Source organism: Paraburkholderia susongensis, assembly GCF_900177725.1.
In the GTDB taxonomy this organism is placed as follows: domain Bacteria; phylum Pseudomonadota; class Gammaproteobacteria; order Burkholderiales; family Burkholderiaceae; genus Paraburkholderia; species Paraburkholderia susongensis.
In genome coordinates, this window is sequence record NZ_FXAT01000004.1 from 644969 (window position 1) to 667893 (window position 22925).

The window sequence follows — 22925 nt, forward strand, 5'->3', positions numbered from 1 at the left end:
TCACACGGGAAACTGCTTTTTCGTCATTTGCGGCGTGCGATGTAATTCAAAGATATATCGACTCCTTACGCCCAGTGCCCGCATGTATTGCCACCTCGTTTGCGCTTATAGATATCGCGATCGGCGAATGCCTTTTGTCGCGCTAACTTTTGTGACGGGCCGAACGTCGTGCTCAACCCACAATGTCACTGCGGACTGTCTTGTTCTACTAGCGAAAAACGCAAAGCACGCCATAGCCGCTCAAATCCATCGAAATTCAGGAGACAAAGGTGTCAGTCAATAAAGGGGCAAGGTGGAAAGCCGTGGTCGCGTCCACGATCGGCAATGCATTGGAATGGTACGATTTTCTGATTTTCGGGTATCTGTCTGTCATTATCGCCAAACAGTTCTTCCCGAGCGATGGCTCCGTCGCTCCCATGCTGTTGACCACGGCTACTTTCGGTATCGGTTTTATTATTAGACCTATTGCGGGCATTGCAATTGGTCTCTACGCGGATCGGGTCGGCAGGAAAGCGGCCTTGTCTTTCGTAATTCTGCTAATGCTCGTTTCGACTGCGATGCTGGCGTTCTCGCCGACCTATCATCAAGTCGGCATCATTGCGCCTATCATCGTCGTTGTTTCGCGGATTCTGCAAGGCATCTCGGTTGGCGGGGAGTTCGGCAGCGCCACTGCGCTGTTGATCGAGTACGCGCCACCTCATCGACGCGGTTTCTATGGCAGTTGGCAGATGTTCTCGCAATCGATCGGCGTATTCCTGGCAACCCTCATGGGCGCTCTGCTGACAAGCGTTTTCACCGCGGAGGCGTTGGAGTCGTGGGCATGGCGTATTCCGTTCGTGGTCGGTTTAATCATTGGACCGATCGGCTTTTACATTCGCCGGAATATGGAGGATCCCGCCGTATTCCTGGCGGAGGCAAAAGCAGAGAAAGTTTCGATCTCGCAGATCTTCCGTCACTACCCCGCGGAGATGTTCGTATCCTTCGCATTGAGCGCGGTGACGAACATCATGGTCTACGTGCTGATCGCGTACCTTCCCATCTATGCGGTTCAATCACTCAGGACCCCGGCCAATGCGCCGTTTATGGTGCTGACGGTGGCACTCCTTGTGAGAATGATGCTTGTTCCATGTTTTGGCCATCTGTCCGATAAAATCGGCAGAAAGAAAATCATGGCGGTAGCGCTCGTGGTCTTCGCGATCGTCATCTATCCAGCGTTCATCTGGCTGACCAGGCACCCAACGACCTCTTCCCTGATGATGGTCGAATTGTTGTTTGCGTTGCTGATGGCAGCCACGCTCGGCCCGGTATCGACAACGCTCGCCGAACTGTTCCCGACTCACCTGCGCTCGACAGGTCTGTCCATTACCTATAACCTGGCTGCTTCCGTGCTGGGCGGATTTACACCGTTCCTGCTGACGTGGCTGGTTGCCAAAACTGGCGATCCATTAATGCCCGCTCACTATCTCGTCGGGTTCCTGGTGCTGGGCGCGATTTCACTGCGATTCTACCGGGAGGGAGACTGGAAGTCGTTGCCGGCCGCCCGTCTCGACGTAGGCTCCGCTGCGCAGGACGTCGATCTCATGCGGGATGGCGTGCAGTCTGTTCGCAAGGCATAGCATCGGTTTCTGGCGCAAGTGTGGCATCAACCGCCGAACCTCATTTCACATCGCTGTCCTCGAGTGACAGCCGCATGAATTGCAGATTCATGCGAACCGTACAAACCAGGAATAGTTTTCAATGAACAAAACGGTGCTGATTGACGGTGAAACTCTGAGTGCGCGAAAGGTAGTGGAGATTGCACGGTTCCACGCTCCTGTCGCGCTTGCCCAGGAAGCCGTGGAATGCATGCAGGCCGCCCGGCAGGTGGTCGAGCGGGCAGTAAGCCGCGGCGATCGTGTGTATGGCGTGACTACGAGTGTCGGCGCGAAGACCGGCGTTCCGCTGGAGACGGCGCGGATCGAAGAATTCAATCGCCGGCTTCTCGAGACTCATAACTTCGGTCACGGCCCCACGGCACCGGACGAAGTCGTGCGCGCGATGCTGGTTATTCTCCTGAATTCGATGGCCTCGGGTCGGCTTGGCGTACGCCCGGTATTGGCTACCATGCTCGTCGACGCGCTCAACAGCCGCCGCACGTTTCGCGTTCATGTGTGGGGATCAATCGGCCAGAGCGACATGTCGCCTATGGCGGATCTCGCTCTGGACTTGTACTCGGAACTCACGCTGACCTCGGGCGAAGCACTCGCGCTTCTCAATTCCAGTGCGCTTTCGCTCGGCCTCGCCGCGATCGCGATCGATGACCTCCGGCGCCTGCTGAACTCATGGACGATTGCCTGCGCGCTGAGTATGGAGGGTTTTGCCGCCAATCCATCCATCCTTTCGCCTGCCGCCGTCCGTTCACGACCATTCGAAGGACTGCGATTCGCGGCCGGGTCGATTCGCGCCCGGCTCGAAGGCAGCTACATTCTGGGCAGCGACGGACCTCGTCATCTGCAGGATCCTCTTTGCTTTCGCTCGCTGCCGATCACATTGGGGAATGCGTTCGACTGTTTCGCGTTCGCGGACAAGCAGATTGCCATCGAACTCAATGCCAGTCAGAACAACCCCGTCGTGTCGATCGAGGACGAGACGCTGATATCGGTGGCCAACTTCGACATGCTGTCGCTGTCGATGTCGCTCGACACGCTCAGACTGGCATTTTCACCTGTCGTCACCAGTTCCACGGAACGGGTCGCAAAGCTGACCGATTCGTTCTGGTCCGGACTGCCGGTGGGGCTGATCGAGGAAGACGGTGTTGGACTACCCGGCTTCAACGGTATGGCGCAATTCCACAAGTCGCTGGCTTCCGAGGTACGGCTGCTCGCGGCGCCCACGGTCATCGAGCTTGCCAGTTCGAGCCATTCGAACGGTAATCTCGACCGTGCCAGTATGGCGACCGTCGCGGCGCGGCGCGCGCGGGAAACAGTGGAGCTCTGCCGCTCGCTGCTGGCGATGGAACTCATGGTCGCGGCCCAGGCTGTCGAAATACGCCAGGCGACGCCGCTCGGCGTCTCGACGGGCAAGCTGTTTAAATTCGTCCGCAGCCTCGTGCCTTATGCGGCCGGCCGCGAGCGGGTGCCTCATCCGGCGCCGCTCCTCGCGGCGCTCGACGAGCGGGAATACGACCTGACCACCGTGGCGTCGTGAGTCAGCGAGTCATCGAGTCAGCGCGGCCAGCTCGGCAGGCCGCTGGACGATGGCGCAGTGGTGCGCCGTGACGGTCGGGCCTATAGCTGCGCCGAGATCCGCTTCGACACGTCGCGCAGCCGGCCGAAGTAGCGCTCGACGACCTTGTCGACCGTCAGTGCCGACGAGAACCATGTGAGCCCAATCGACGCGACCACGAATTCGTTTGCCATCACTGGTACCGCGAGCGTGCCGGACACCGGGCGCACGGTCGAGTCGCGCAGCGCGTAGCCGCGCTGCAGGGTTTCGGCGAGCATTGCCTGCACCGCCTTGTGGTCCTGCGCAAGGCGGTCTTCGGGGTGATGGCTCTGCCGGACGATTTCCAGCAGCATCTCCTGCTCGTCGGCCGAGCAGAATGCGAGATACGCGCGGCCAAGGGCGCGTGACACGAGGCTCAGCCGCATGTTGATCGATGAGTGCAGCAACGACAACGGCGAATACGGGATCGTGCTGTAACGGACGACGAGCGCATCGACGTCGAGCATCCCGACGGCGATCGGCCATTTGATTTCTTCGGTCAACTCGCGCACGAGCGGCCCAGCGATCTCGACGACGCGCGGCACGTGGTGATACCCCGAATTCAGTGCGTTGACGCCGTCGAGCAGCCGGTATTCTCCGGGCCGCGCGCCGCGCGCGACGAGTCCCAACTCTTCGAACGTACGCAGCAGCCTGACCAGCGTCGGCTTCGGCAGCAATGTCAGCTGATGCAGGCCGTCGAGCGTCGAGACGGGCATCTGGTTTAGCGCGCGCAGCAGGGTGATGGCCCGCTCGACTGCGCGGATCGACGAGTCTCGTTCCGCCATTGTGTCGCTCTGATCAGTGGTCCGGCGGACATTGCGGGAGCCGTAAAGGAACAGCCCATGCCCTGTGAAGAAACACGAATTATCGCAGTTTCGCCGGCGTACCGGCATGTGCCGCGTCAGGCCATCAGCCCGAGCGCGCCTTTGCGCAGCAGTGACTGGTCCGAGCCGATCACGAACCAGGTCGCGCCCATCTGCGCGAATTCTTCGCATTCGCGTGCGTCGCCAAGCGCGACGCCGCCCGTCTTGCCGACGTCTCTCGCGATGGCGAGCACGTCGACGGTCGCCCGCATCACGTCGGGTGCGCGGGCATCAGTCAGACCGAACGACAGAGCGAGATCCGCGCGCCCGACGAAGAGGCCCGCGACGCCGTCGACGTCGGCGATCTCGCGGGCGGCGGCGCAGCCGGCGCGGCTCTCGATCTGACAGATGACGGTCGTGCTGTTGCCCGCATCGACGGCGCGTTTCATGCCCATCGCGCCGTAGCCGGCGAAGCGCGGCGAGCTCGAGAAGCCGCGCTCCCCGTCCAGAAAGCGCGTACGGGCGACGAGACGGCGCGCGTCGTCACCCGAGTCGACGTGCGGCACGAGCAGGCCCGACACGCCGAGATCGAGCGCCGACTGGATCGTTGCCGCCTGCATGTCGGGAATTCTGACGAATAGCGGCAGCCCGACCGAGCGCGCGGCGATCACCATGATGTCGAGTGTGCTGCGGTCGAACGGTGCATGTTCGGCATCGATGACCGCGAAATGGAGGCCAGCGCCGCCGAGGATCTCGATGATCTGTGGTGCGCCGGTTTTGACGAAAGTGCCGATCTGGTGTGTGGTGCCGTGCATGACGATGAGGGCCGGTGAAAGCGAAGGGCGCGCGCCGGATCAGAGCGCGGACGGGTTGACAGGCGCGCGGCGGTTCGCGAGTTCCATCGCGAACGCAGTGCCGCCGAGGAGCAGCAAACACAGCGCGGGCAGCAGCATGGCGTAGCTGGCATGGCCGAGCGTTTTGCCGATCCACGGCATCGCGTTCTGTGCGAGGAAGCCGCCGAAGTTGCCGATGCTGCTGATCGCGGCGAGGCTCGCGGCGGCGCGCCGGCCGCTGAAGTATTTGGACGGCAACGACCAGAAGCACGGCAGCAGCAGCGACGTGCACGGCGTGCCCAACACGAGTGCGATGTAGCGGTACACGGGATCGCTGACGAGCAGGCTGACGACGAACGCGACGCAGCCGATCGTGCCGATCGCGGCGGCGGCGACGCGCACCTCGCTATCGCGCTTCAGCATCCGTGGCACGGTCAGCAGAAGCACTGCGGTCAGCGCCCACGGAAGCATCGTCAAAAGGCCGTTGAGCGAACTCGACACGCCGAATCCCTTGATGACGGTCGGCAGCCAGTAGATGATCCCGTACAGCGACGTCAGCAGCAGCGTGTAGCCGAGCGCGAATGCCATCACGACGGGATCGCGCAGCACAGTCCAGACGGTGCCTTCGTGGTTCGTCGACGGCGCTTCGTCGGTGACCATCTTCGCGAGGCGGGCGCGGTCGCCCGGCTCGAGGAAGCGCGCGGTCTCGATGCTCCGCGGCAGGCACAACAGCACGATCGGCGAGAGCACGAGTGCGAACGCGCCCGTCACGATGAACACCCACTGCCAGCCCGCGTGATTCAGCGTGCCGTCGAGCGACAGCAGCATCCCGCCAAATGCGGAGCCGAGCATGTTGCCGAGCGCGCTGCCGAGTGTCAGCAGCGCGACCGCGCGCACCTGGTAACGGCGCGGCAGCCAGACGGTCAGGTAATAGACGAGGCCCGGATACAGGCCCGCTTCCGCCGCGCCGACGAGAAAGCGCAGCGCGGCGAACATCGAGCCCGACGACGTGTAAGCGAGCAGCACCGTCGCGATCCCCCAGCTCAGCATGATCCGGAAGATCCATTTCGGTGCGCCGAAACGGTGGACGCCGAGCGCGCTCGGAATCTCGAAGATCAGGTAGCCGATGAAGAAGAGCGATGACGCGAGGCCGTAAGCCGTCTCGCTCAGGCCAATCTGGTGGACCATCTGCAGCTTCGCGAAGCTGACGTTCATCTTGTCGACGACCGATACCAGGTAGGTCACCATGACAAGCGGCATGATTTTCCACCAGACGCGCCGGATCAGGCGCTCGTCGTACTCGGCAACCGGATTGGCCGTTGCGGCCAGTGAAATCTCCATGTCTCCTCCAACGGGGCGTACCGGCTGCACCGCGCGGTCGCCCGGTGTAACGCCGGCTCTTTTTGTGTGAGAGCGGGGCCGTGCCGGAATGTGCTCGGCCCACGGCGGGCAATACTACGCCGCGCCTATTTCGCTCACCAGCGCGAATCCCATGGATTTCGCACGGTGAAATCCATGGGATCAATCCCCAGAGGACAAAGGACCACCAGGAAGACCGCCAGGCACCTCGCTTTTCGTGCTGCGAAATGTTATCGAAACGCGCTTGGCTCGCCGCGGCGTGCGTGGAACCATACGTCGCGTCGAACTGGGCGGGCCCGGACCCAGGACCCCGCATCGATGACCGCAGCGCCCGTCGCGAACGGGCCATGACAATACGAGGAGACACCATGAAAACATCGTTGACGCTGATCGCTGCCGCAGCATGTGGGATCGCGTGTACCGCTCACGCGCAGAGCAGCGTGACGCTCTACGGCATTGTCGATGCCGGCTATCGCTACAACAGCAATGCGGGCGGCAAGTCGCAGTCCGCCATCGCGGGCGGCAACGAAAGCGCGTCGCGCTTTGGCATCACCGGTAGCGAGGATCTCGGCGGCGGCTATCGCGCCGTTTTCACGTTGGAAAACGGCTTCACGACGACGACGGGCGCGTTGCAGGCCGGCCTGATGTTTGGCCGGCAGGCCTTCGTCGGGCTCGGCACGCCGTTCGGTACGGTCACGCTCGGCCGCCAATACCTGACGCTGTCGAGCTATCTCGGGCCTTTCGAGGCTGGCAGCGACTGGGCGGCGCGCGGCGCGGGCTGGGGGTATCACCCTGGCGGCCTCGACGACGTCGACGGCACAGAGCGTGCGAACAATGCGATCAAGTATGTGAGCCCGCGGTATCGCGGCCTGCAGGTTAGTGCGACCTACAGCCTTGGCGGGGTCGCCGGCGATGTGACCCGCAACGGGATGATCTCGGCCGGCGCAGACTACGCGCAAGGACCGTTCAAGCTCGCGGCCGCCTATCTGTTCGTTAAGAATCCGAACTATTCGCTGTTCGGCAACAATGCGACCAGCAGCGCGACTGGCAATAACATCTCGAGCCCTGTCTTCAGCGGCTACGCGACAGCGGGCTCGCAGCAGGTGTTCGGCGCCGGCACGTCGTACGACATCGGCAAGTTCACTCTTGGCGGGATCTACACGAATACGAAGTTCGCAGATCTCGGCGCGACCGCCGTCGCGGGCGCCACACTGCCCGCGAGCGAAGTCGGCCGGAGCGTGACGTTCAACACCGCGGAGGCGAACCTGAAGTACCGGCTGACACCGGCGCTGCAGTTCGGTCTTGCGTATGCGTATACGCGCGCCAGTTCTTTCAACGGACAAAGCGGCGCGAGCTATCAGCAATGGAATCTCGGTGCAAACTATGCACTCTCGAAGAGGACCGACCTCTACTGCGTGGTGCTGCACGAGAAGGCGGCGGGATACGACTCGACCGGGCATCGCGCGGTTGCTGCGTTGACGTCCGCGACGCCGTCGGCGAGCGACACGCAGACTGGCTTTACCGTCGGAATCCGACACCTGTTCTAGACGCCGGCCAAGGCCCGGCGTCACGAAGCAACCTGTATTTGAATGGAGATGACATGCGTTCCACGCAACCCGTAGCGGCTGGTTCTTCCGGCCAAACTGTCAAGCTGTTCGATTCGCACGCGCACCTCGTTGCGGACGACATGACGCGCTACCCGCGTAATCCGATGAAACGCTCGCCGAATGCGCCGCCGCGCCTGCCGGGTGTGATCGGTCTACCGGGCGGCAAGCACGGCCCGAACCCGATCAACGAAGTGCCGGACGTAACGCGAATGCTGCCGTGGATGCGCGAAGCGGGTGTCGTCGAAGCCGTTGCGGTCCAGAAGCGGATGGTCTACCGATACGACAATAGCTATATTCTCGACTCGTCCGACGCGCATCCGGACACTTTCTCGGCTGTCGTGATTCTCGACGCCGAGGACGAGCACACGCCGTCGCTCGTGCGCAGCTACGTTGAAAAGCACGGCCTGGCCGGCGTGCGCCTGTTCGGCGGCCGCGAGCCCGACGGTACGATGCCGTGGCTGGATTCGCCGCGCGCGCTGCAGACGTGGGCCGTCGCGAACGAACACGGAATCGTGATGGACATCGAAGTGCTCGCCGCGGGCGGCGGTGGGCCGTCGGTGCAGGCGATCATCGCGCTCGCGCGGCGATTCCCTCGTCTGCGCGTGGTACTCGACCACATGCTCGAACCGGAGGTCGAGGATGACAACTTCGGCTTCGACTCCCGCTTCGAGCCGCTTGCGGCCGAGCCGAACATCTTTTTCAAGTTCACGTCGATCAATCTCGACATCTATCGCGAGACGGATACGCCGGCGGACCAGGCGCTGCGCCGTGCGGTCGACATGTTCGGCGCAGACCGGATCATGTGGGGCTCGGATATCGGTACGTCGTCGGGTACGTATCGGGATATGGTGCAGCGGATTCTCGGCGCGACCGCGCTACTGACCGAAGTGGAACGTCACGCGGTGTTGTACGAAACCGGCAAGGCCGTGTTCGTGAAAGGCGGCCTGCGCGGTTGACGCGACCCAGATCTGAAAAGGAGATATCGATGTTTCTCGACCCGGCGAAAACGCCAGGCTTCAAGCGCACGCTGTTCAACGCGATCGTCGCGCCGCGGCCGATCGGCTGGATCAGCACGATTAACGGTAACGGGCAGGTGAATCTCGCGCCGTTCTCGCACTTCAATCTCGTGTCGACCGCGCCGCCCGTCGTGATGTTTTCATGCAATGCGCCAGCCGACCGGCATGAAAAGGACACCGTGACCAACATCCGCGAGACGGGCGAATTCGTCACGAATCTCGTGACATGGAACCTGCGTGAGCCGATGAACATGAGTTCGATCGACGCCCCATACGGAACCGACGAATTCGAGCTGGCCGGGCTCGAGAAGGCCCCGAGCGTTCTGGTGAAGCCACCGCGCGTCGCCGCCTCGCCCGCGAGCATGGAGTGCCGGCTGCTGCGGATTCTCGACATCGAGCCGACCGGGCCGGGCGAGACGTTCAGCCGGGTCGTGTTCGGACGCGTCGTCGGTGTGCATCTCGACGAGCGCTTCGTCGGCGCGGACGGCCGCTTCGATACGGTGCTCGCCGAGCCGCTGACACGCCTCGACGGCAATCGCTACGCGACCGTCGGGCGACTCGATGAATTGGGCCGTCCGAGCCCGCGCAATAACTGATTTCCTACAAGTAAGGATTCCGATATGACGATTTCGACCGATACCGGCGTGCGGAGCACCGCCGTTTACGATCTGGCGCCGGGCGCGGTTGCGCGCGGCCAGAATTTCTTCGTTCAATGGCTGCAGGGCGACGGTGCCGCGTTCAATGCGACGAGCTCGCGCGAAATGATGTTGCTGCTTCCCGATGACGGTGCCGAAGTGCGTATCGGCGACGGCCCCGCGCAGCCGGTGCCGGGGCGCAGCGTCTGCGTGGTGCCCGCGGGCAACGTGAGTGTGCGGCCGGCAGACGGCAGCCGCGCGGTGCTGATTGCGTCGTCGCGTCCGGACCTGTCGACCGATGCCGCGTGCAACTCGGCGGACTACGACGAGCCCGACTTGCGGATCGTCGGCAGCGACGCCGGCTATCGGCGCACGCGCAGCGCGGGAGAATTGCAGGTGATCGGGATAGACGACATCACGCCGCCCGCCGACAAGCCGAGGCTCAAGATGCTGCAGACCGACACGCTCAGCATCAATTGGGTCGAATACCAGGATGCACGCGATCGCTCGAAGCTGAGCCCGCACAGTCATGCGGATTTCGAGCAGGGCTCGCTCGCGATCGAAGGGCATTTCATCCACCATTTGCGGGTGCAGTGGGGGGCGGACGCGAATGCATGGCGCGACGATGAGCATCTCGAAGCTGGGCCGGCATCGATGATTGCGGTCCCGGTGCAGTTGATCCACACGACGGAAGGAGTCGGCGCCGGCCGTCATTTGCTGATCGACGTGTTTTCTCCGCCGCGCCATGACTTCATCGGCAAGGGCTGGGTCGCGAACGCGGCCGACTATGTGCGCGACTGACCGCTAGCGGGGCGCCGCGTGTCCGTGTTACGTAACCGCCGGCGTCGCGCGCAGCGCCGCGAGCGCCAGCACCGTGCGCATCAGCGGAGCGTCGACGCCGAGCCGCGCCGCGCATTCGAGCGGCGCGCCGAGAATGGCGCCGAGTTCGAGCGGGCGGCCCGCTTCAAGATCCCGCAGCATCGAAGTCTTGACAGCGCCGAGTTCGCGCGTTTGCGCGATGCGCTGTGCTACGTCGATATCGAGTGCGAGCCCCGCATGCCGGCCGATGGCGAGGCACTCGGTCATCAGCTGTTCATAGATGCTGCGTGTGCGGGAATCGTCGAGCAGGCGGTCGGTACTGGCCTGCGTGAGCACGCTCAGCGGATTGGAGCACGCATTGCCGAGCAGCTTGATCCACAGGTCGCGCCGGATGTCGTCGCTCGCGGTGGTCGGCAAACCTGCGTCCGTCAGGATACGCGCCCAGCAGGCGGCCCGCTCGCTGACGCCGCCACGCGGTTCGCCGAGTGTGATCCGGCCGCCGCTGTGATGCTGAACGACACCGGGCGCGGGCGAACTGCACGAGGCCATCACGCTGCCGCCGAGCACCTGCGCGAACGGCAGTGCCCTGTCGATGCCGCCGTCCGGATCGACGCTCGTCAGCCGCAATCCCTGGAGCGGGTGGTCAGGCGCGAGGCAGTACCACCACGGCAGCCCGTTGCCGACCGGCAGCACGACGGTGCCGGTGCCAACGAGTGGCGCGAGCGATGCAGCGAGCGCTGGCAGCGCGTACGATTTCAGCGCGATCACGACGAGATCCTGCGGTCCAATTTCGTCGGCGCGGGCGCACGCGTTGACCGCGATAGTGCGCTGGGGTTCGCCGGGGCTCGTGTAGCGCAGGCCCGACGAGGCGAGCGCGTCGAGCGTGTTGCCGCGCGCGAGCACGGACACCTGATGACCGGCGAGCGCGAGGCGGGCAGCGAAATGGCCGCCGATCGCACCGGCGCCCACGATGCCGATACGGCGCGCCTGTTGGGAAAATGCATTCATGACAAAAGTTTTCAAGTCGTTGGCGTTTGCGCATTGTCGGCGCATGTCCTCGGTCGCCGAGCGTTTTCTGCCGGCTTTTCTCCTGGCGGAATCGGCCGTTGCCGCGGGTCTGCCGTGCATCGCGTCGCCTCATTTCATATAAGGAATACTCGAGATGTCGATTGACAGTGCGACGCTGAAACGCGTCACCGCGCAACTCTACGAGCGTTCGCTAAAGACGATTCCCGACGATACGCGCGCGTTCTTGCAGAATGCTTCGGAGCGCGAAACGAATCCGACCGGACGGACGACGCTGAAGATCCTCGTCGAGAGCGCCGACGGTGCGCGCCGCGACGATTCGCTCGTGTGCAGCGACGTCGGCATTCCGACGTACAGCATCAAGATCGGTACGCGCGTGCAATTCGACGGGCCGGTGCGGGCGGCGATCCGGGACGGCTTCGCCGAGCTCGTGGCGTCGATCTCGCCGCCGATCCTGAAGATGGTGACCAATCCGCTCACGCACGAGCGCAGCTACGCGGGCAAGGACATGCCGATAGTCAGCTTCGATCTGATCGACGACGCGGACTACGTCGACATCGTCTGTTCGCCGAAGGCGATGGGGACGGGACGCTGGGAGGCGATTGACGCGTTCGTCTATCCGACCCATGACCAGATCGAGCGCTTCGTACTCGACACGATGCTGCGTGCGGGTTCGCAACCGTGTCTGCCGCTGGTGATCGGTGTCGGTATCGGCGGCACGTTCGACTATGCCGCGCGGCTCGCGAAGGAGCAGATGCTGCGGCCGTTCGGGCAAACCAATCCGGAGCCCATGCTCGCGAAGATGGAGCAGCGTCTACTCGACGCGATCAATAAGATGGGCTTCGGGCCGATGGGCACGGGCGGCGACACGACTGCGATGGCGGTCCATATCGACTACGCCGCGAGTCACGGCTTCGTGCCCGTCGCCGTCTGTTTCAACTGCTGGATCAACCGTCGCACGGCCGCTCGCATCTATGGCGACGGCCGTGTCGAATTTCTGGAGGGCGGACGATGAGCCGCGTACACGATCTGACATTGCCGCTGACTCGTGAGCAGGTGCTCGATCTGCGGCTCGGCGACATGGTACGGCTGACGGGGGAGATCACCGTCAGCATCGGGCTGCCGACGCACAAGCGTCTCGCGCAGGCGATCGAGGACGGCGCGCCGCTGCCGGTCGATCTGCGCGACGGGGCGTTCTTTCATCTGAGCACGTATGTGAACGAGACACCGGACGGGCCGGAGGCGCTTTATTTGAACCCGAGCACCAGCACGCGCTACACCCCCTGGATGCCGACGCTGATCCGCGGCCTCGGTGTGCGGCTCGTCGGCGGGAAAGGCGGGCTCGACGATGCCAGTGCGATGGCGCTGCGCGATTGCGGATGCGCGTATCTGTCGTTTCCCGGCGGGGGGCTGAATCTGCTGTCGCGTGCGCTCCGCCGGGTCGTTGCCATGAACTGGACGGAATATATCTCGCAGTTCAGGCTGCTGACGCTCGAGGTCGAGCAGCTCGGACCGGCGACCGTCGCGATCGACGCACTAGGCAACAGCCTCTATACGCAGTTGCATGAGCGGGCGGTCGAACGCATGCCGTCGATCGTCGGCGAGCTTGGGCATCGTTGATGCGAAGTTTGAACTGGGGGCGAATGATTGCAAAAAGTTCGCCTTCCAGGAACACGTCGGCTCCTGGTGGACCTACATCAGAACAATATCGTACTGCTCCTGACTCAAATTCGACTCCACCTGCAACGACACCGGCTTGCCGATGAAATCGATCAGCATCGCAAGGTGCTGCGATTCTTCTTCAAGAAACAGATCGATCACCTGCTGCGACGCCACCACGCGGAACTCGCGCGGATTGAACTGCCGCGACTCACGCAGAATCTCGCGCAGCACGTCATAGCAAACGGTACGCGCGGTCTTCACCTGCCCCTTGCCCTGGCAAACCGGACATGGCTCGCACAGCACATGCGCGAGCGATTCGCGCGTGCGCTTGCGCGTCATCTCCACGAGCCCAAGTTGCGAGAAGCCATTCACGGTCACGCGCGTGCGATCGCGCGACAACGCCTTCTTCAATTCGCCAAGCACCTGGTCGCGATGCTCGGTGTTTTCCATATCGATGAAATCGATGATGATGACGCCGCCCAGATTGCGCAGCCGCAATTGCCGCGCGATCGTATGCGCGGCTTCGAGGTTGGTCTTGAAGATCGTGTCGTCGAAGTTGCGCGCGCCGACATAACCGCCGGTGTTCACGTCGATCGTGGTCATCGCCTCGGTCTGATCGATCACGAGATAACCGCCCGACTTCAGATCCACGCGGCGCGACAACGCGCGCTGAATCTCGGCCTCGATGTTGTACAGATCGAAAAGCGGCCGTTCGCCCGTGTAGTGATGCAGCTTCGACGACACCGCCGGCGTAAACTCCGCCGCGAAATCGGCGAGCATTTGATGCGTCTCGCGCGAATCGACCTGAATGCGCGACGTTTCATCGTTAACGAAATCGCGCAGCACGCGCTGCGCGAGATTCAGATCCTGGTAGAGCAGGCTCGTGGGCGGCATGCGCTGCCCCTGCGACAGAATCGTCGCCCATGTCTTGCGCAGATACGCGACGTCGGCGGCGAGCTCTTCGCTCGTTGCATCCTCTGCGATCGTGCGCACGATGTAGCCGCCTTTCTCGTCGGCGGGCAGCACGGCGGTCAGACGCGCGCGCACGGCCTCGCGCTCGGCTTCGCTTTCGATCTTCTGCGAGATGCCGATATGCGGCTCCTGCGGCAGATACACGAGCGTGCGCCCGGCGATGCTGACCTGCGTGGACAGACGCGCGCCCTTCGTGCCGATCGGGTCTTTCACGACCTGCACCATTAGCGTCTGACCTTCGAAGACGATCTTTTCGATCGGCTGATGCGGCGTTTGATGCTGTGCTTCGCCCGCAATGCGCGGATGCCAGATATCGGCGACATGAAGGAACGCGGCGCGTTCGAGGCCGATGTCGATGAATGCCGACTGCATGCCCGGCAGCACTCGCACGACCTTGCCGAGATAGACATTGCCGACGCGCCCGCGCGACAGCGTCCGTTCGACATGAAGTTCCTGGACGGCGCCTTGTTGAACGAGCGCGACGCGCGTTTCTTGCGGCGTGACATTAATCAGGATTTCTTCATTCATGGTGTTGTTCTAGAAGTCGATGCGCGCTGCGCGCAGGAGGGCAGCAGTTTCAAAAAGCGGCAAACCCATGATACCCGAATAGGACCCGTCGATATGCTCGATAAACTCCGCCGCGCGTCCCTGCACGCCATAAGCGCCCGCTTTGCCGAGCGGCTCGCCGCTTGTTGCATAGCGGCGGATCGCGTCGGCATGCACTGCGGCAAAACGCACCTTCGACACCGACAACGCCGCGGGCAGCAAGGCACCTGCGGCGTCGATCACCGCGACGGCGGTCAGCACTTCGTGCGTGCGTCCCGCGAGGCGCGTGAGCATCGTGACGGCGTCGTCGGCATCGACGGGCTTGCCGAGAATCGCGTCGTCGATCGTGACGGTCGTGTCCGCCACGAGGATCGGCCGCGCCGCGTGGCCGCCGTCGACGAGCCGCGCACGCGCCGCCTGCGCCTTCGCGATGCACACGCGCTGCACGTAATCGCGCGCGGGTTCGCCGGGCAGTTCGGCTTCGAGCGCCTCGGCATCTTCATCGGGACGCGGCAGCAGCAGTTCGAAACGCACGCCGAGCTGTTGCAGCAGCTCCTGGCGGCGCGGACTTTGCGAGGCGAGGTAGACGAACGGATGCAGCGAAGCGGAAGGTGTCGGCATGAACGGGTCTCGAGGAAGCGGATTGCCTGAAGGCGGTGGGTGCGGTGAGTGCGATGAACGCAGTGAGCGCGGATGAGCGGGCAGGGCGAGCGCTGGCGAGGTGCGCCGGTCGATGTGTCCGCAATGCAGTGCCGGACGCAACGATCGGCGCGGCGATCATCACATCGCCGGACGCGCGTCGCCGCCCGTGCCTCGGGCGCTCACGCGCGATGATAGGGGTGATTCTGCGTGATGGTCCACGCGCGGTAAAGCTGTTCGGCAAGCAGCACGCGCACCATCGCGTGCGGCAAGGTGAGGCTCGATACGCGCAGCATCATATCGGCGCGCGCCTTCAGATCGGGATCGAGCCCGTCCGCGCCGCCGATCAGAAAGGCCACGTCGCGCCCGTCCTGCTGCCAGCCAGGCAGCGCGCCGGCAAGCTGCATCGTGGTCCAGTCCTTGCCGCGTTCGTCGAGCGCGACGATGCGCGCGTTTTTCGGCAACGCGGCTTCGATTTTCTGCCGCTCGGCCGCCATCACGCTTTCGGCCGGGCGTCCCGACGAACGCTGCTCGGGTTTGATCTCGCGCAGTTCGATGCGCAACTCGGGCGGCATGCGTTTCGCGTACTCGTCGAAGCCGGTGGCGATCCAATCCGGCATCTTGTGGCCGACGGCGAGAATATGCAGTTTCATCGCGGGGAAAGTAGCGGTGTGCCGGCCACGGCCGGCTTACTTGCGGCGTGCCGCCGTCTTGCGCGCGGGCTTCGCGGCCGGCGCTTCCTCGTCTTCTTCCTCGTCGGCGTCGCTCGCGCGCGCGCCGCCGAACGGATTCGGCGTGGACAGCTTGATGCGCACCGGTTTGTCGCCCCAGATTTCTTCGAGGTTGTAGTACTGGCGCAGCGCCGGTTGCAGGATGTGAACGATCGCGTCGCCGCAATCGACCAGCACCCATTCGCCGATGTCCTCGCCTTCGGTGCTGACGATGTCGCCGCCGGCTTCCTTGACGCTTTCGCGCACGCTCGAGGCGAGCGCCTTGGTTTGCCGGTTCGAGGTGCCGCTCGCGACGATCACGCGATCGAACAGCGCGGTCAGGTGGCTGGTGTTGAACACCTTGATGTCTTGCGCTTTGACGTCTTCGAGAGCGTCGACGATCACGCGTTGCAGTTTGCGAATATCCATGAGGTTACCGGTGGTACAGATGATGTTGAAGAATATAGTTCCACACCGCGGCGGGAACATGACTGGCGGCTTTGCCGTGCGTTTTGTCGTGCGTCTTGCCGTGTGCTTCGTCGTGCGCTTCGCCGTGCGTCCTGCCGCTCGTTGAAGCGAGCTGGCGGCTCACCTGTTCGCGCAGATGCGCGCGAATGTCGGTGGCCGACACGTTGAACGCGAGCGTCGTGTCGATCAGCAGATGCCCGCACGGCGTCGCTTGCAGCACTTCGGCGCTGGCCTTGCGCGCGGCGATTTCCCGCGCGACCGCGGGCGGTATCGACGCGAGATCGAAGCCGGGCCGCGTGGCCGCGCAGATATGCGCGAAGTCGAACAGATGCCGCCACTCGTGCCACGTGTCGAGATGCACGAGCTGATCCGCGCCCATGAGCAGCGTGATCGACGCGTCGTTGCCCTCGCGCTCGCGCCAGCGGCGCAGCGTGTCGATCGTGTAGGTCGGGCCGTCGTGATCGATTTCGTCGGTCGCGACGCGTACGGTCGCGCCGGGCAGCGTGAGCGAGCCGGCCGCTGCGCGCGTCATCGCGAGCCGGTGCACGGCCGGCGACACGTCCGCTTTCTGCCACGGCTGGCCGGCCGGCAGCAGCACCAGTTCGGTCAGCCGCAGCACGTCGGCGAAACGCCGCGCGAGCGCGAGGTGGCCGTCGTGGATCGGATCGAAGGTGCCGCCCAGCAGACCGATCCGGCGGGGCAGGGCGACAGGATGAGCGTTCGGCTTCAGGTGAGGATCCTCGAGCGTGACTTGCGCTTGACCTTGAGCGTGACCATGAGCAGGGCGGACACCGCGTCACACCCACTCGCGCGGCACGAGAAAATCGCTGTAAAGGCGCGCTTCCGGCGTGCCCGGCTCGGGCTGCCAGTCATAGCGCCAGTTCACAACCGGCGGCATCGACATCAGGATCGATTCCGTGCGTCCGCCGCTCTGCAGTCCAAACAGTGTGCCACGGTCGAAGACCAGATTGAACTCGACGTAGCGGCCGCGCCGGTATGCCTGGAATGCGCGCTCGGCTTCGCCGTACGGCATGTTGCGGCGCTTCTCGATGATCGGCAGGTAGGCTTTGAGAAAGCCTTCGCCGACGCTCCTCGCCATCGCGAACGACTGGTCGAAGCCCGGCGCCGAGAAATCGTCGAAGAAAATCCCGCCGATGCCGCGTGCTTCGTTGCGGTGCTTGAGGAAGAAATATTCGTCGCACCAGCGCTTGAAGCGCGGGTACAGGTCTGCGCCGTACGGTTCGAGCGCATCGCGGCACACGCGATGAAAATGCCGCGCGTCCTCTTCATAACCGTAGTACGGCGTGAGGTCCATGCCGCCGCCGAACCAGAACACCGGCTCTTCGCCTTCCTTCGTCGCGACGAGCAGGCGCACGTTCATGTGCACGGTCGGGCAGTGCGGATTGTGCGGGTGCAGCACGAGCGACACGCCCATCGCCTCGAAGCCGCGCCCGGCCAGTTGCGGCCGCGCGGCGCTCGCCGAGCCCGGCAGTGCGTCGCCCGCGACGTCCGAGAAGCCGATGCCCGCGCGCTCGAAGAACTGCCCGCCTTCGAGAATCCGCGTGACGCCGCCGCCGCGCAGCTTTTCGCCGGGCGCGCGCTGCCACGTGTCGGTCGCGAACGGCGTGCCGTCGAAGGCGCCGAGCGTGTCCGCGATATGCGATTGCAGGCCTTGCAGCCAACTGCGCACAGCCTGTGCGTCGTAGCTCGAATCGGTCATGAATGCAGGTGCTGAGGGCGGCACGCTCGTCGTGCCGCGGGTTCTTCGAAAGAGGGCTCCGGCTGCGCCGGCGTCGGGCCGGAGCCTGCACGGGCGGGCCGCTGGTTCGGATTGCGCGGGCGCAGGAGCCGGGGGAAGGCAGCGGCCCGCCGCTTCAGCCGGTTGGTTCGCGGGCCCGTGCCCGTTACTCGCGACGAGCGCGAAAAGCGCAGTGTAGCGCGCGTCGCGCAGCCTGCCCGCACTGCGGCGCCCGCGGCGTGCTGCCGTTGACGGTGCACGCGGGCGGGCCGGCCGCTTATAGCTTGCTTTCGGGCTTGCTGTCGGTGCGCGCGTCGTGCTTGCGGTTCAGCGCGCGGTAGCCGATGTCGCGGCGATACTGCATGCCGTCGAACGCGATCTGGTTGATCGTTTCGTAGGCGGCTGCCTGCGCGGTGCGCACCGAATCCGCCAGACCGACCACGCACAGCACGCGGCCGCCCGAGGTGGCCAGCTTGCCGTCCGTGAGCGTGGTGCCCGCGTGGAACGTGACCGAATCCTCGGTTTCGGCGGGAATGCCGTGGATGCGATCGCCCTTGCGCGGCGTGTCCGGATAGTTGTGCGCGGCGAGCACGACGCCCAGTGCGGTGCGGCGATCCCATTCGAGTTCGACCGTATCGAGCGTGCCCGCGATCGCCTGCTCCACTACCTTCGAATAGTCGCCCTTCAGGCGCGCCATGATCGGCTGCGTTTCGGGGTCGCCCATGCGGCAGTTGAATTCGAGCGTCTTCGGGTTGCCTTGCGCGTCGATCATGAGACCCGCGTACAGGAAGCCGGTGTAGCGAATGCCTTCCTTCTCCATGCCACGCACCGTCGGCACGATGATTTCGCGCATCACGCGCGCATGCAGCTGCGGCGTGACGATCGGTGCGGGCGAGTAGGCGCCCATGCCGCCCGTGTTCGGACCCTGGTCGCCGTCGAGCAGACGCTTGTGGTCCTGGCTCGACGCGAGCGGCAGCACGTGCTTGCCGTCGACCATCACGATGAAGCTCGCCTCCTCGCCAGCGAGGAATTCCTCGATCACGACGCGCGCGCCGGCGTCGCCCAGCTTGTTGTCCGACAGCATCATGTCGACGGCGACGTGCGCTTCTTCGAGCGTCTGCGCGACCACGACGCCCTTGCCGGCGGCGAGGCCGTCGGCCTTGATGACGATCGGCGCACCCTTCGCGTCGAGATACGCATGCGCGGCGGCGACGTCGGCGAAGGTTTCGTATTCGGCGGTCGGAATGCCGTGGCGCTTCATGAACGCCTTCGCGAAGTCCTTCGAGCTTTCGAGCTGGGCGGCTTCCCTGGTCGGCCCGAAGATCTTCAGGCCGCGCGAGCGGAACAGGTTGACGATGCCCGCCGCGAGCGGCGCTTCCGGCCCGACCAGCGTGAAGGCGATCTGCTCTTTTTCGACGAAATCCGCGAGCGCAGCCGGCTCGGTGATGTCGACGTTGCGCAGACGTTCGTCCTGAGCGGTGCCACCGTTGCCCGGCGCGACGTAGACGAGCTGGACCCGCGGCGATTGCGCGAGCTTCCATGCGAGCGCATGTTCGCGACCGCCGGAACCGACGACGAGTAACTTCATGTGAATCCCCGAGACTTGAAAACCATAAACGGCCGGGCGGTTGGCCCAGCCGTGCAATAAACCATCAACAGCGAGCGGCTACAGCGAGCAACGCCATAACGGGCAACTACAGCGCGAACCCGCCTGAAGCGGCGGCGCAGCGCGCGAAACGCGCGGGCGTTGTCCGCCATCTTCCCAATGAACGCTCGACGAATGGTGCAATGACCCGGCGGCGCGCCGCGGCTCCTTATGAGCCGCACCCATGAGCCGCACTCATGACGCGCGCCCCGCGCGGATGGCGCGCTTATTCGTCGGCGATCGATGCGTTTGTATAGACTTCCTGCACGTCGTCCAGATTTTCCAGCGCGTCGAGCAGTTTCTGCATTTTCACGGCGTCGTCACCGGTGAATTCGACTTCGGTCTGCGGCTTCATCGTGACTTCGGCCAGTTCGGCCTTGAAGCCCGCCGCTTCGAGCGCAGCCTTCACCTTCGAAAAATCGTTCGGCGGGCACAGCACTTCGATACTGCCGTCTTCGTTCGTGACGACGTCGTCAGCGCCGGCTTCGAGCGCGGCTTCCATGAGCTTGTCTTCCGGCGTGCCGGGCGCGAACAGGAACTGGCCGACGTGATCGAACATGAACGACACCGAGCCGTCCGTGCCCATGTTGCCGCCGTTCTTCGAGAACGCGTGACGCACTTCCGCGACCGTGCGGGTGCGGTTGTCGGTCATCGTGTCGACGATCACCGCCGCGCCGCCGATGCCGTAGCCTTCGTAGCGGATTTCCTCGTAGTTCGCGCCGTCCGCGCCGCCGACGCCGCGCTGGATCGCGCGGTTGATGTTGTCCTTCGGCATGTTCGCGTCGTACGCTTTTTCGACGGCGAGCCGCAGGCGCGGGTTCGAGTCGATCTCGCCGCCGCCCATACGCGCCGCGACCTGGATTTCCTTGATGAGCCGCGTCCAGACCTTGCCGCGCTTGGCATCGGCCGCTGCTTTCTTATGCTTGATGTTGGCCCATTTCGAATGACCCGCCATACTTTTCTCCGTCGCGCGCGCCAGCGGGGCGCACGCATTGTGCAATTGTCGTTGCGATGTCGGGCGCTCGCGTGTTGCGCCTCGATGTCAAACTGTCCGGCAGCACGGCTGCCTTTGCCTGTGTTTGCTTGTCCTGGCCCGCGCCTGACTGCCTTTGCCCGCCGGCGCTGGTGCCCGTTCGCTCCGGCTCGAGCCGGAGCGGGCCCGGGAAGGGGGGCGAAGTCCGGCGGCGCAGTGGGAGCAGGGCGGCGTGCGCGCGGCAAACGTGGCGCCGCTGGACAGGCGCCGCATGCTCCCACGTGAAAGCGCGGTGCGCCAGCCGATGCGACAGGCCGGAGTTGCAGCGAAGTTGCAAGTCGAGCCGTGCGGTGAGCAGATTCGAATTTTATCACGCCGCGAGGGTGCGGCCGAGGGGGCTGAGGCGCGAAACCGGGCGGAAATGTAATGAAAATGAAGCGCAAACCCGGCCCGCGCCGCTCTCAGTTCTTGGTCCCGAACAACCGGTCCCCTGCGTCGCCGAGGCCCGGCACGATGTACGCATGCTCGTTCAGATGCGAGTCGAGCGAGGCGACGAACAGCTTCACGTCCGGATGCGCGTCCTGGAACACCTGCACGCCCTCGGGCGCGGCGACGAGCGCGAGGAACAGAATGTTCTCGCCGGCCACGTTGCGGCGCTTGAGCACGTCGACCGCGTGCACGGCCGAGTAGCCGGTCGCGACCATCGGATCGCACAGGATGAACACGCGGTCTTCGAGGTCCGGCAGCCGCACGAGGTATTCGACCGGGCGATGGTCGTCGGCGCGATACACGCCGATGTGGCCCACGCGCGCCGACGGCACCAGCTCGAGCAGGCCGTCCGACATGCCGATGCCCGCGCGCAGCACCGGCACGATCGCGAGCTTCTTGCCGGCGATTACCGGCGCGTCGATCTCGACGAGCGGCGTGGTGATGCGGCGCGTGGTCATCGGCAGGTTGCGGGTGATCTCGTAGCCCATCAGCAGCGTGATTTCGCGCAGCAACTCGCGGAACGTGCGGGTCGACGTGTCCCGATCGCGCATGTGCGACAGCTTGTGCTGGATCAGCGGGTGATCGAGGATGAAAAGATTGGGAAAACGGCTGTCCTGGGTCATGGCGGGGGCGCACGCGGCGGCAAGGTGGATCGGTTCGGCGCGCCGGCCGCTGCGCGCGTCGCCTGGCTCCCGGATTCACGGAGACAGGCGACGGGTGCGAAGAACTCGGCAGACGGATGGGCGCGCCACGCCGCAAGTTTACCGAAAGAGTGCCGCCCGACGATACCGGAGATTGCAGTGGTCCGGCACAGTCCGGCACTGATTCTTCTAGAATCGGGGGAAACTTTGCCACGCCCGCGCGCCGCGCGCCGGGACTACGTCACGAGGACACACACATGGATATGGGAATCGCAGGACGTACGGCGCTCGTCTGCGCAGCCAGCAAGGGTTTGGGACGTGGCTGCGCCGAAGCGCTCGCCGCCGAGGGCGTCAATCTGACGATTGTCGCGCGCACGGCCGAAACGCTGGAGGCGACCGCCGCCGAGATCCGCAAGCAGAGCGGCGTCGAGGTCAAGACGGTCGCCTGCGACATCACCACGCCCGAAGGCCGCGCGGCGGCGCTCGCCGCCTGTCCGCAGCCGGACATTCTGGTCAACAACGCGGGCGGCCCGCCGCCGGGCGACTTCCGCAACTTCACGCACGAGGACTGGATTCGCGCGTTGGAAGGCAACATGCTCACGCCGATCGAGCTGATCCGCCAGACCATCGACACGATGAGCGCGCGCGGCTTCGGGCGCATCGTCAACATCACGAGTTCGGCGGTGAAAGCGCCGATCGACGTGCTTGGCCTCTCGAACGGCGCGCGCTCGGGCCTGACCGGCTTCGTCGCGGGACTCGCGCGCAAGGTCGCGCCCACCGGCGTGACGATCAACAACCTGCTGCCGGGGCTGTTCGACACGGACCGCATCGCCGTGACGTTCGAGGCGCAGGCGAAGGCGCAAAACATTTCCATCGACGAAGCGCGCAAGCAGCGCATGAAGACGATTCCCGCCGCGCGCTTCGGCAATCGCGACGAGTTCGGCCGCGCCTGCGCGTTCCTGTGCAGCGTGCACGCCGGGTACATCACCGGGCAGAACTGGCTGATCGATGGCGGGGCTTATCCTGGGACGTTTTGAACCCGGTACGTACCGGGAGGGAAAGGATTGGGCGGGTACGTGCCAACGCATAACAACAGTCACA

General features: G+C 64.4%; 22 protein-coding genes. 9 read left to right on the forward strand and 13 right to left on the reverse strand.

Going from position 1 to position 22925, the window contains the following annotated elements; translation table 11 throughout:
* Nucleotides 1-269: 269 nt before the first annotated feature.
* Nucleotides 270-1616: an MFS transporter gene (locus B9Z01_RS15755; RefSeq protein ID WP_085484556.1), complete on the forward strand. Its 1347-nt coding sequence runs from the start codon at nt 270-272 to the stop codon at nt 1614-1616.
* Between the two features lie 121 nt (nt 1617-1737).
* Entirely contained in the window at nt 1738-3186 is a 1449-nt protein-coding gene (locus B9Z01_RS15760; RefSeq protein WP_085484558.1) for an aromatic amino acid ammonia-lyase, read from the forward strand.
* Between the two features lie 80 nt (nt 3187-3266).
* Here B9Z01_RS15760 and B9Z01_RS15765 read toward each other — a convergent pair whose 3' ends face one another.
* From B9Z01_RS15765 to B9Z01_RS15775, 3 genes are all read right to left on the reverse strand, one after another.
* A complete protein-coding gene (locus tag B9Z01_RS15765; protein ID WP_085484560.1) occupies nt 3267-4028 on the reverse strand; it encodes a DNA-binding transcriptional regulator in 762 nt (253 codons plus the stop codon).
* 116 nt (nt 4029-4144) lie between these two features.
* Complete coding sequence (locus B9Z01_RS15770) at nt 4145-4861, reverse strand: HpcH/HpaI aldolase family protein (RefSeq protein WP_085484562.1); 717 nt, start codon at nt 4859-4861, stop codon at nt 4145-4147.
* Between the two features lie 39 nt (nt 4862-4900).
* A complete protein-coding gene (locus tag B9Z01_RS15775; protein WP_085484564.1) occupies nt 4901-6220 on the reverse strand; it encodes an MFS transporter in 1320 nt (439 codons plus the stop codon).
* A gap of 386 nt (nt 6221-6606) precedes the next feature.
* Between B9Z01_RS15775 and B9Z01_RS15780 the strand changes: the two genes are divergently transcribed.
* The 4 genes from B9Z01_RS15780 to B9Z01_RS15795 are packed head-to-tail and all read left to right on the forward strand — an operon-like array spanning nt 6607 to nt 10297.
* Nucleotides 6607-7785 (forward strand): porin, encoded by a 1179-nt coding sequence (locus B9Z01_RS15780; protein ID WP_085484566.1) that lies wholly within the window; start codon nt 6607-6609, stop codon nt 7783-7785.
* A 53-nt stretch (nt 7786-7838) separates the two neighbouring features.
* Nucleotides 7839-8801, forward strand: coding sequence for an amidohydrolase family protein (locus tag B9Z01_RS15785; protein WP_085484568.1), 963 nt, complete (start codon nt 7839-7841; stop codon nt 8799-8801).
* Nucleotides 8802-8830: 29 nt separating this feature from the next.
* Nucleotides 8831-9457 carry a flavin reductase family protein gene (locus B9Z01_RS15790; protein ID WP_085484570.1) on the forward strand — a complete coding sequence of 209 codons (627 nt, stop codon included), beginning with the start codon at nt 8831-8833 and terminating at the stop codon, nt 9455-9457.
* 24 nt (nt 9458-9481) lie between these two features.
* Nucleotides 9482-10297, forward strand: coding sequence for a cupin domain-containing protein (locus B9Z01_RS15795; protein WP_085484572.1), 816 nt, complete (start codon nt 9482-9484; stop codon nt 10295-10297).
* Between the two features lie 27 nt (nt 10298-10324).
* Here the strand turns inward: B9Z01_RS15795 and B9Z01_RS15800 are convergent, their stop codons facing one another.
* Nucleotides 10325-11323 (reverse strand): ketopantoate reductase family protein, encoded by a 999-nt coding sequence (locus B9Z01_RS15800; RefSeq protein WP_085484574.1) that lies wholly within the window; start codon nt 11321-11323, stop codon nt 10325-10327.
* 154 nt (nt 11324-11477) lie between these two features.
* Between B9Z01_RS15800 and B9Z01_RS15805 the strand changes: the two genes are divergently transcribed.
* Together B9Z01_RS15805 and B9Z01_RS15810 are read left to right on the forward strand one after the other, a co-directional pair.
* A complete protein-coding gene (locus B9Z01_RS15805) occupies nt 11478-12356 on the forward strand; it encodes a fumarate hydratase (RefSeq protein WP_085484576.1) in 879 nt (292 codons plus the stop codon).
* On the forward strand, nt 12353-12961 hold the full coding sequence (locus tag B9Z01_RS15810; protein WP_085484578.1) for a fumarate hydratase C-terminal domain-containing protein: 609 nt from the start codon (nt 12353-12355) through the stop codon (nt 12959-12961). The genes B9Z01_RS15805 and B9Z01_RS15810 overlap by 4 nt, the downstream gene beginning before the upstream one ends.
* 72 nt (nt 12962-13033) lie before the next feature.
* Here B9Z01_RS15810 and rng read toward each other — a convergent pair whose 3' ends face one another.
* The 9 genes from rng to upp all read right to left on the reverse strand — a co-directional run bounded on the left by rng (nt 13034) and on the right by upp (nt 21806).
* Nucleotides 13034-14503 (reverse strand): ribonuclease G, encoded by a 1470-nt coding sequence (rng, locus tag B9Z01_RS15815; protein WP_085484580.1) that lies wholly within the window; start codon nt 14501-14503, stop codon nt 13034-13036.
* Nucleotides 14504-14512: 9 nt separating this feature from the next.
* The gene (locus tag B9Z01_RS15820) at nt 14513-15142 is read right to left on the reverse strand and encodes a Maf family protein (protein ID WP_085484582.1); all 630 of its coding nucleotides are present in this window, start codon (nt 15140-15142) and stop codon (nt 14513-14515) included.
* A 200-nt stretch (nt 15143-15342) separates the two neighbouring features.
* Complete coding sequence (gene rlmH, locus B9Z01_RS15825) at nt 15343-15813, reverse strand: 23S rRNA (pseudouridine(1915)-N(3))-methyltransferase RlmH (protein WP_085484584.1); 471 nt, start codon at nt 15811-15813, stop codon at nt 15343-15345.
* A gap of 36 nt (nt 15814-15849) precedes the next feature.
* Entirely contained in the window at nt 15850-16299 is a 450-nt protein-coding gene (gene rsfS / locus B9Z01_RS15830; protein WP_085484586.1) for a ribosome silencing factor, read from the reverse strand.
* A gap of 4 nt (nt 16300-16303) precedes the next feature.
* Nucleotides 16304-17068 carry a nicotinate-nucleotide adenylyltransferase gene (locus tag B9Z01_RS15835; protein WP_085484588.1) on the reverse strand — a complete coding sequence of 255 codons (765 nt, stop codon included), beginning with the start codon at nt 17066-17068 and terminating at the stop codon, nt 16304-16306.
* Nucleotides 17069-17134: 66 nt separating this feature from the next.
* Nucleotides 17135-18058: an oxygen-dependent coproporphyrinogen oxidase gene (hemF, locus tag B9Z01_RS15840; protein WP_085484590.1), complete on the reverse strand. Its 924-nt coding sequence runs from the start codon at nt 18056-18058 to the stop codon at nt 17135-17137.
* Between the two features lie 295 nt (nt 18059-18353).
* Nucleotides 18354-19664 (reverse strand): phosphoribosylamine--glycine ligase, encoded by a 1311-nt coding sequence (purD, locus tag B9Z01_RS15845; RefSeq protein WP_085484804.1) that lies wholly within the window; start codon nt 19662-19664, stop codon nt 18354-18356.
* 283 nt (nt 19665-19947) lie between these two features.
* Entirely contained in the window at nt 19948-20676 is a 729-nt protein-coding gene (locus B9Z01_RS15850) for a YebC/PmpR family DNA-binding transcriptional regulator (protein ID WP_085484592.1), read from the reverse strand.
* A 479-nt stretch (nt 20677-21155) separates the two neighbouring features.
* A complete protein-coding gene (gene upp / locus B9Z01_RS15855; RefSeq protein WP_085484594.1) occupies nt 21156-21806 on the reverse strand; it encodes a uracil phosphoribosyltransferase in 651 nt (216 codons plus the stop codon).
* A 275-nt stretch (nt 21807-22081) separates the two neighbouring features.
* Here upp and B9Z01_RS15860 point away from each other — a divergent pair, with 275 nt between their 5' ends.
* The gene (locus tag B9Z01_RS15860) at nt 22082-22861 is read left to right on the forward strand and encodes an SDR family oxidoreductase (protein WP_085484596.1); all 780 of its coding nucleotides are present in this window, start codon (nt 22082-22084) and stop codon (nt 22859-22861) included.
* The last annotated feature ends 64 nt before the right edge of the window (nt 22862-22925 follow it).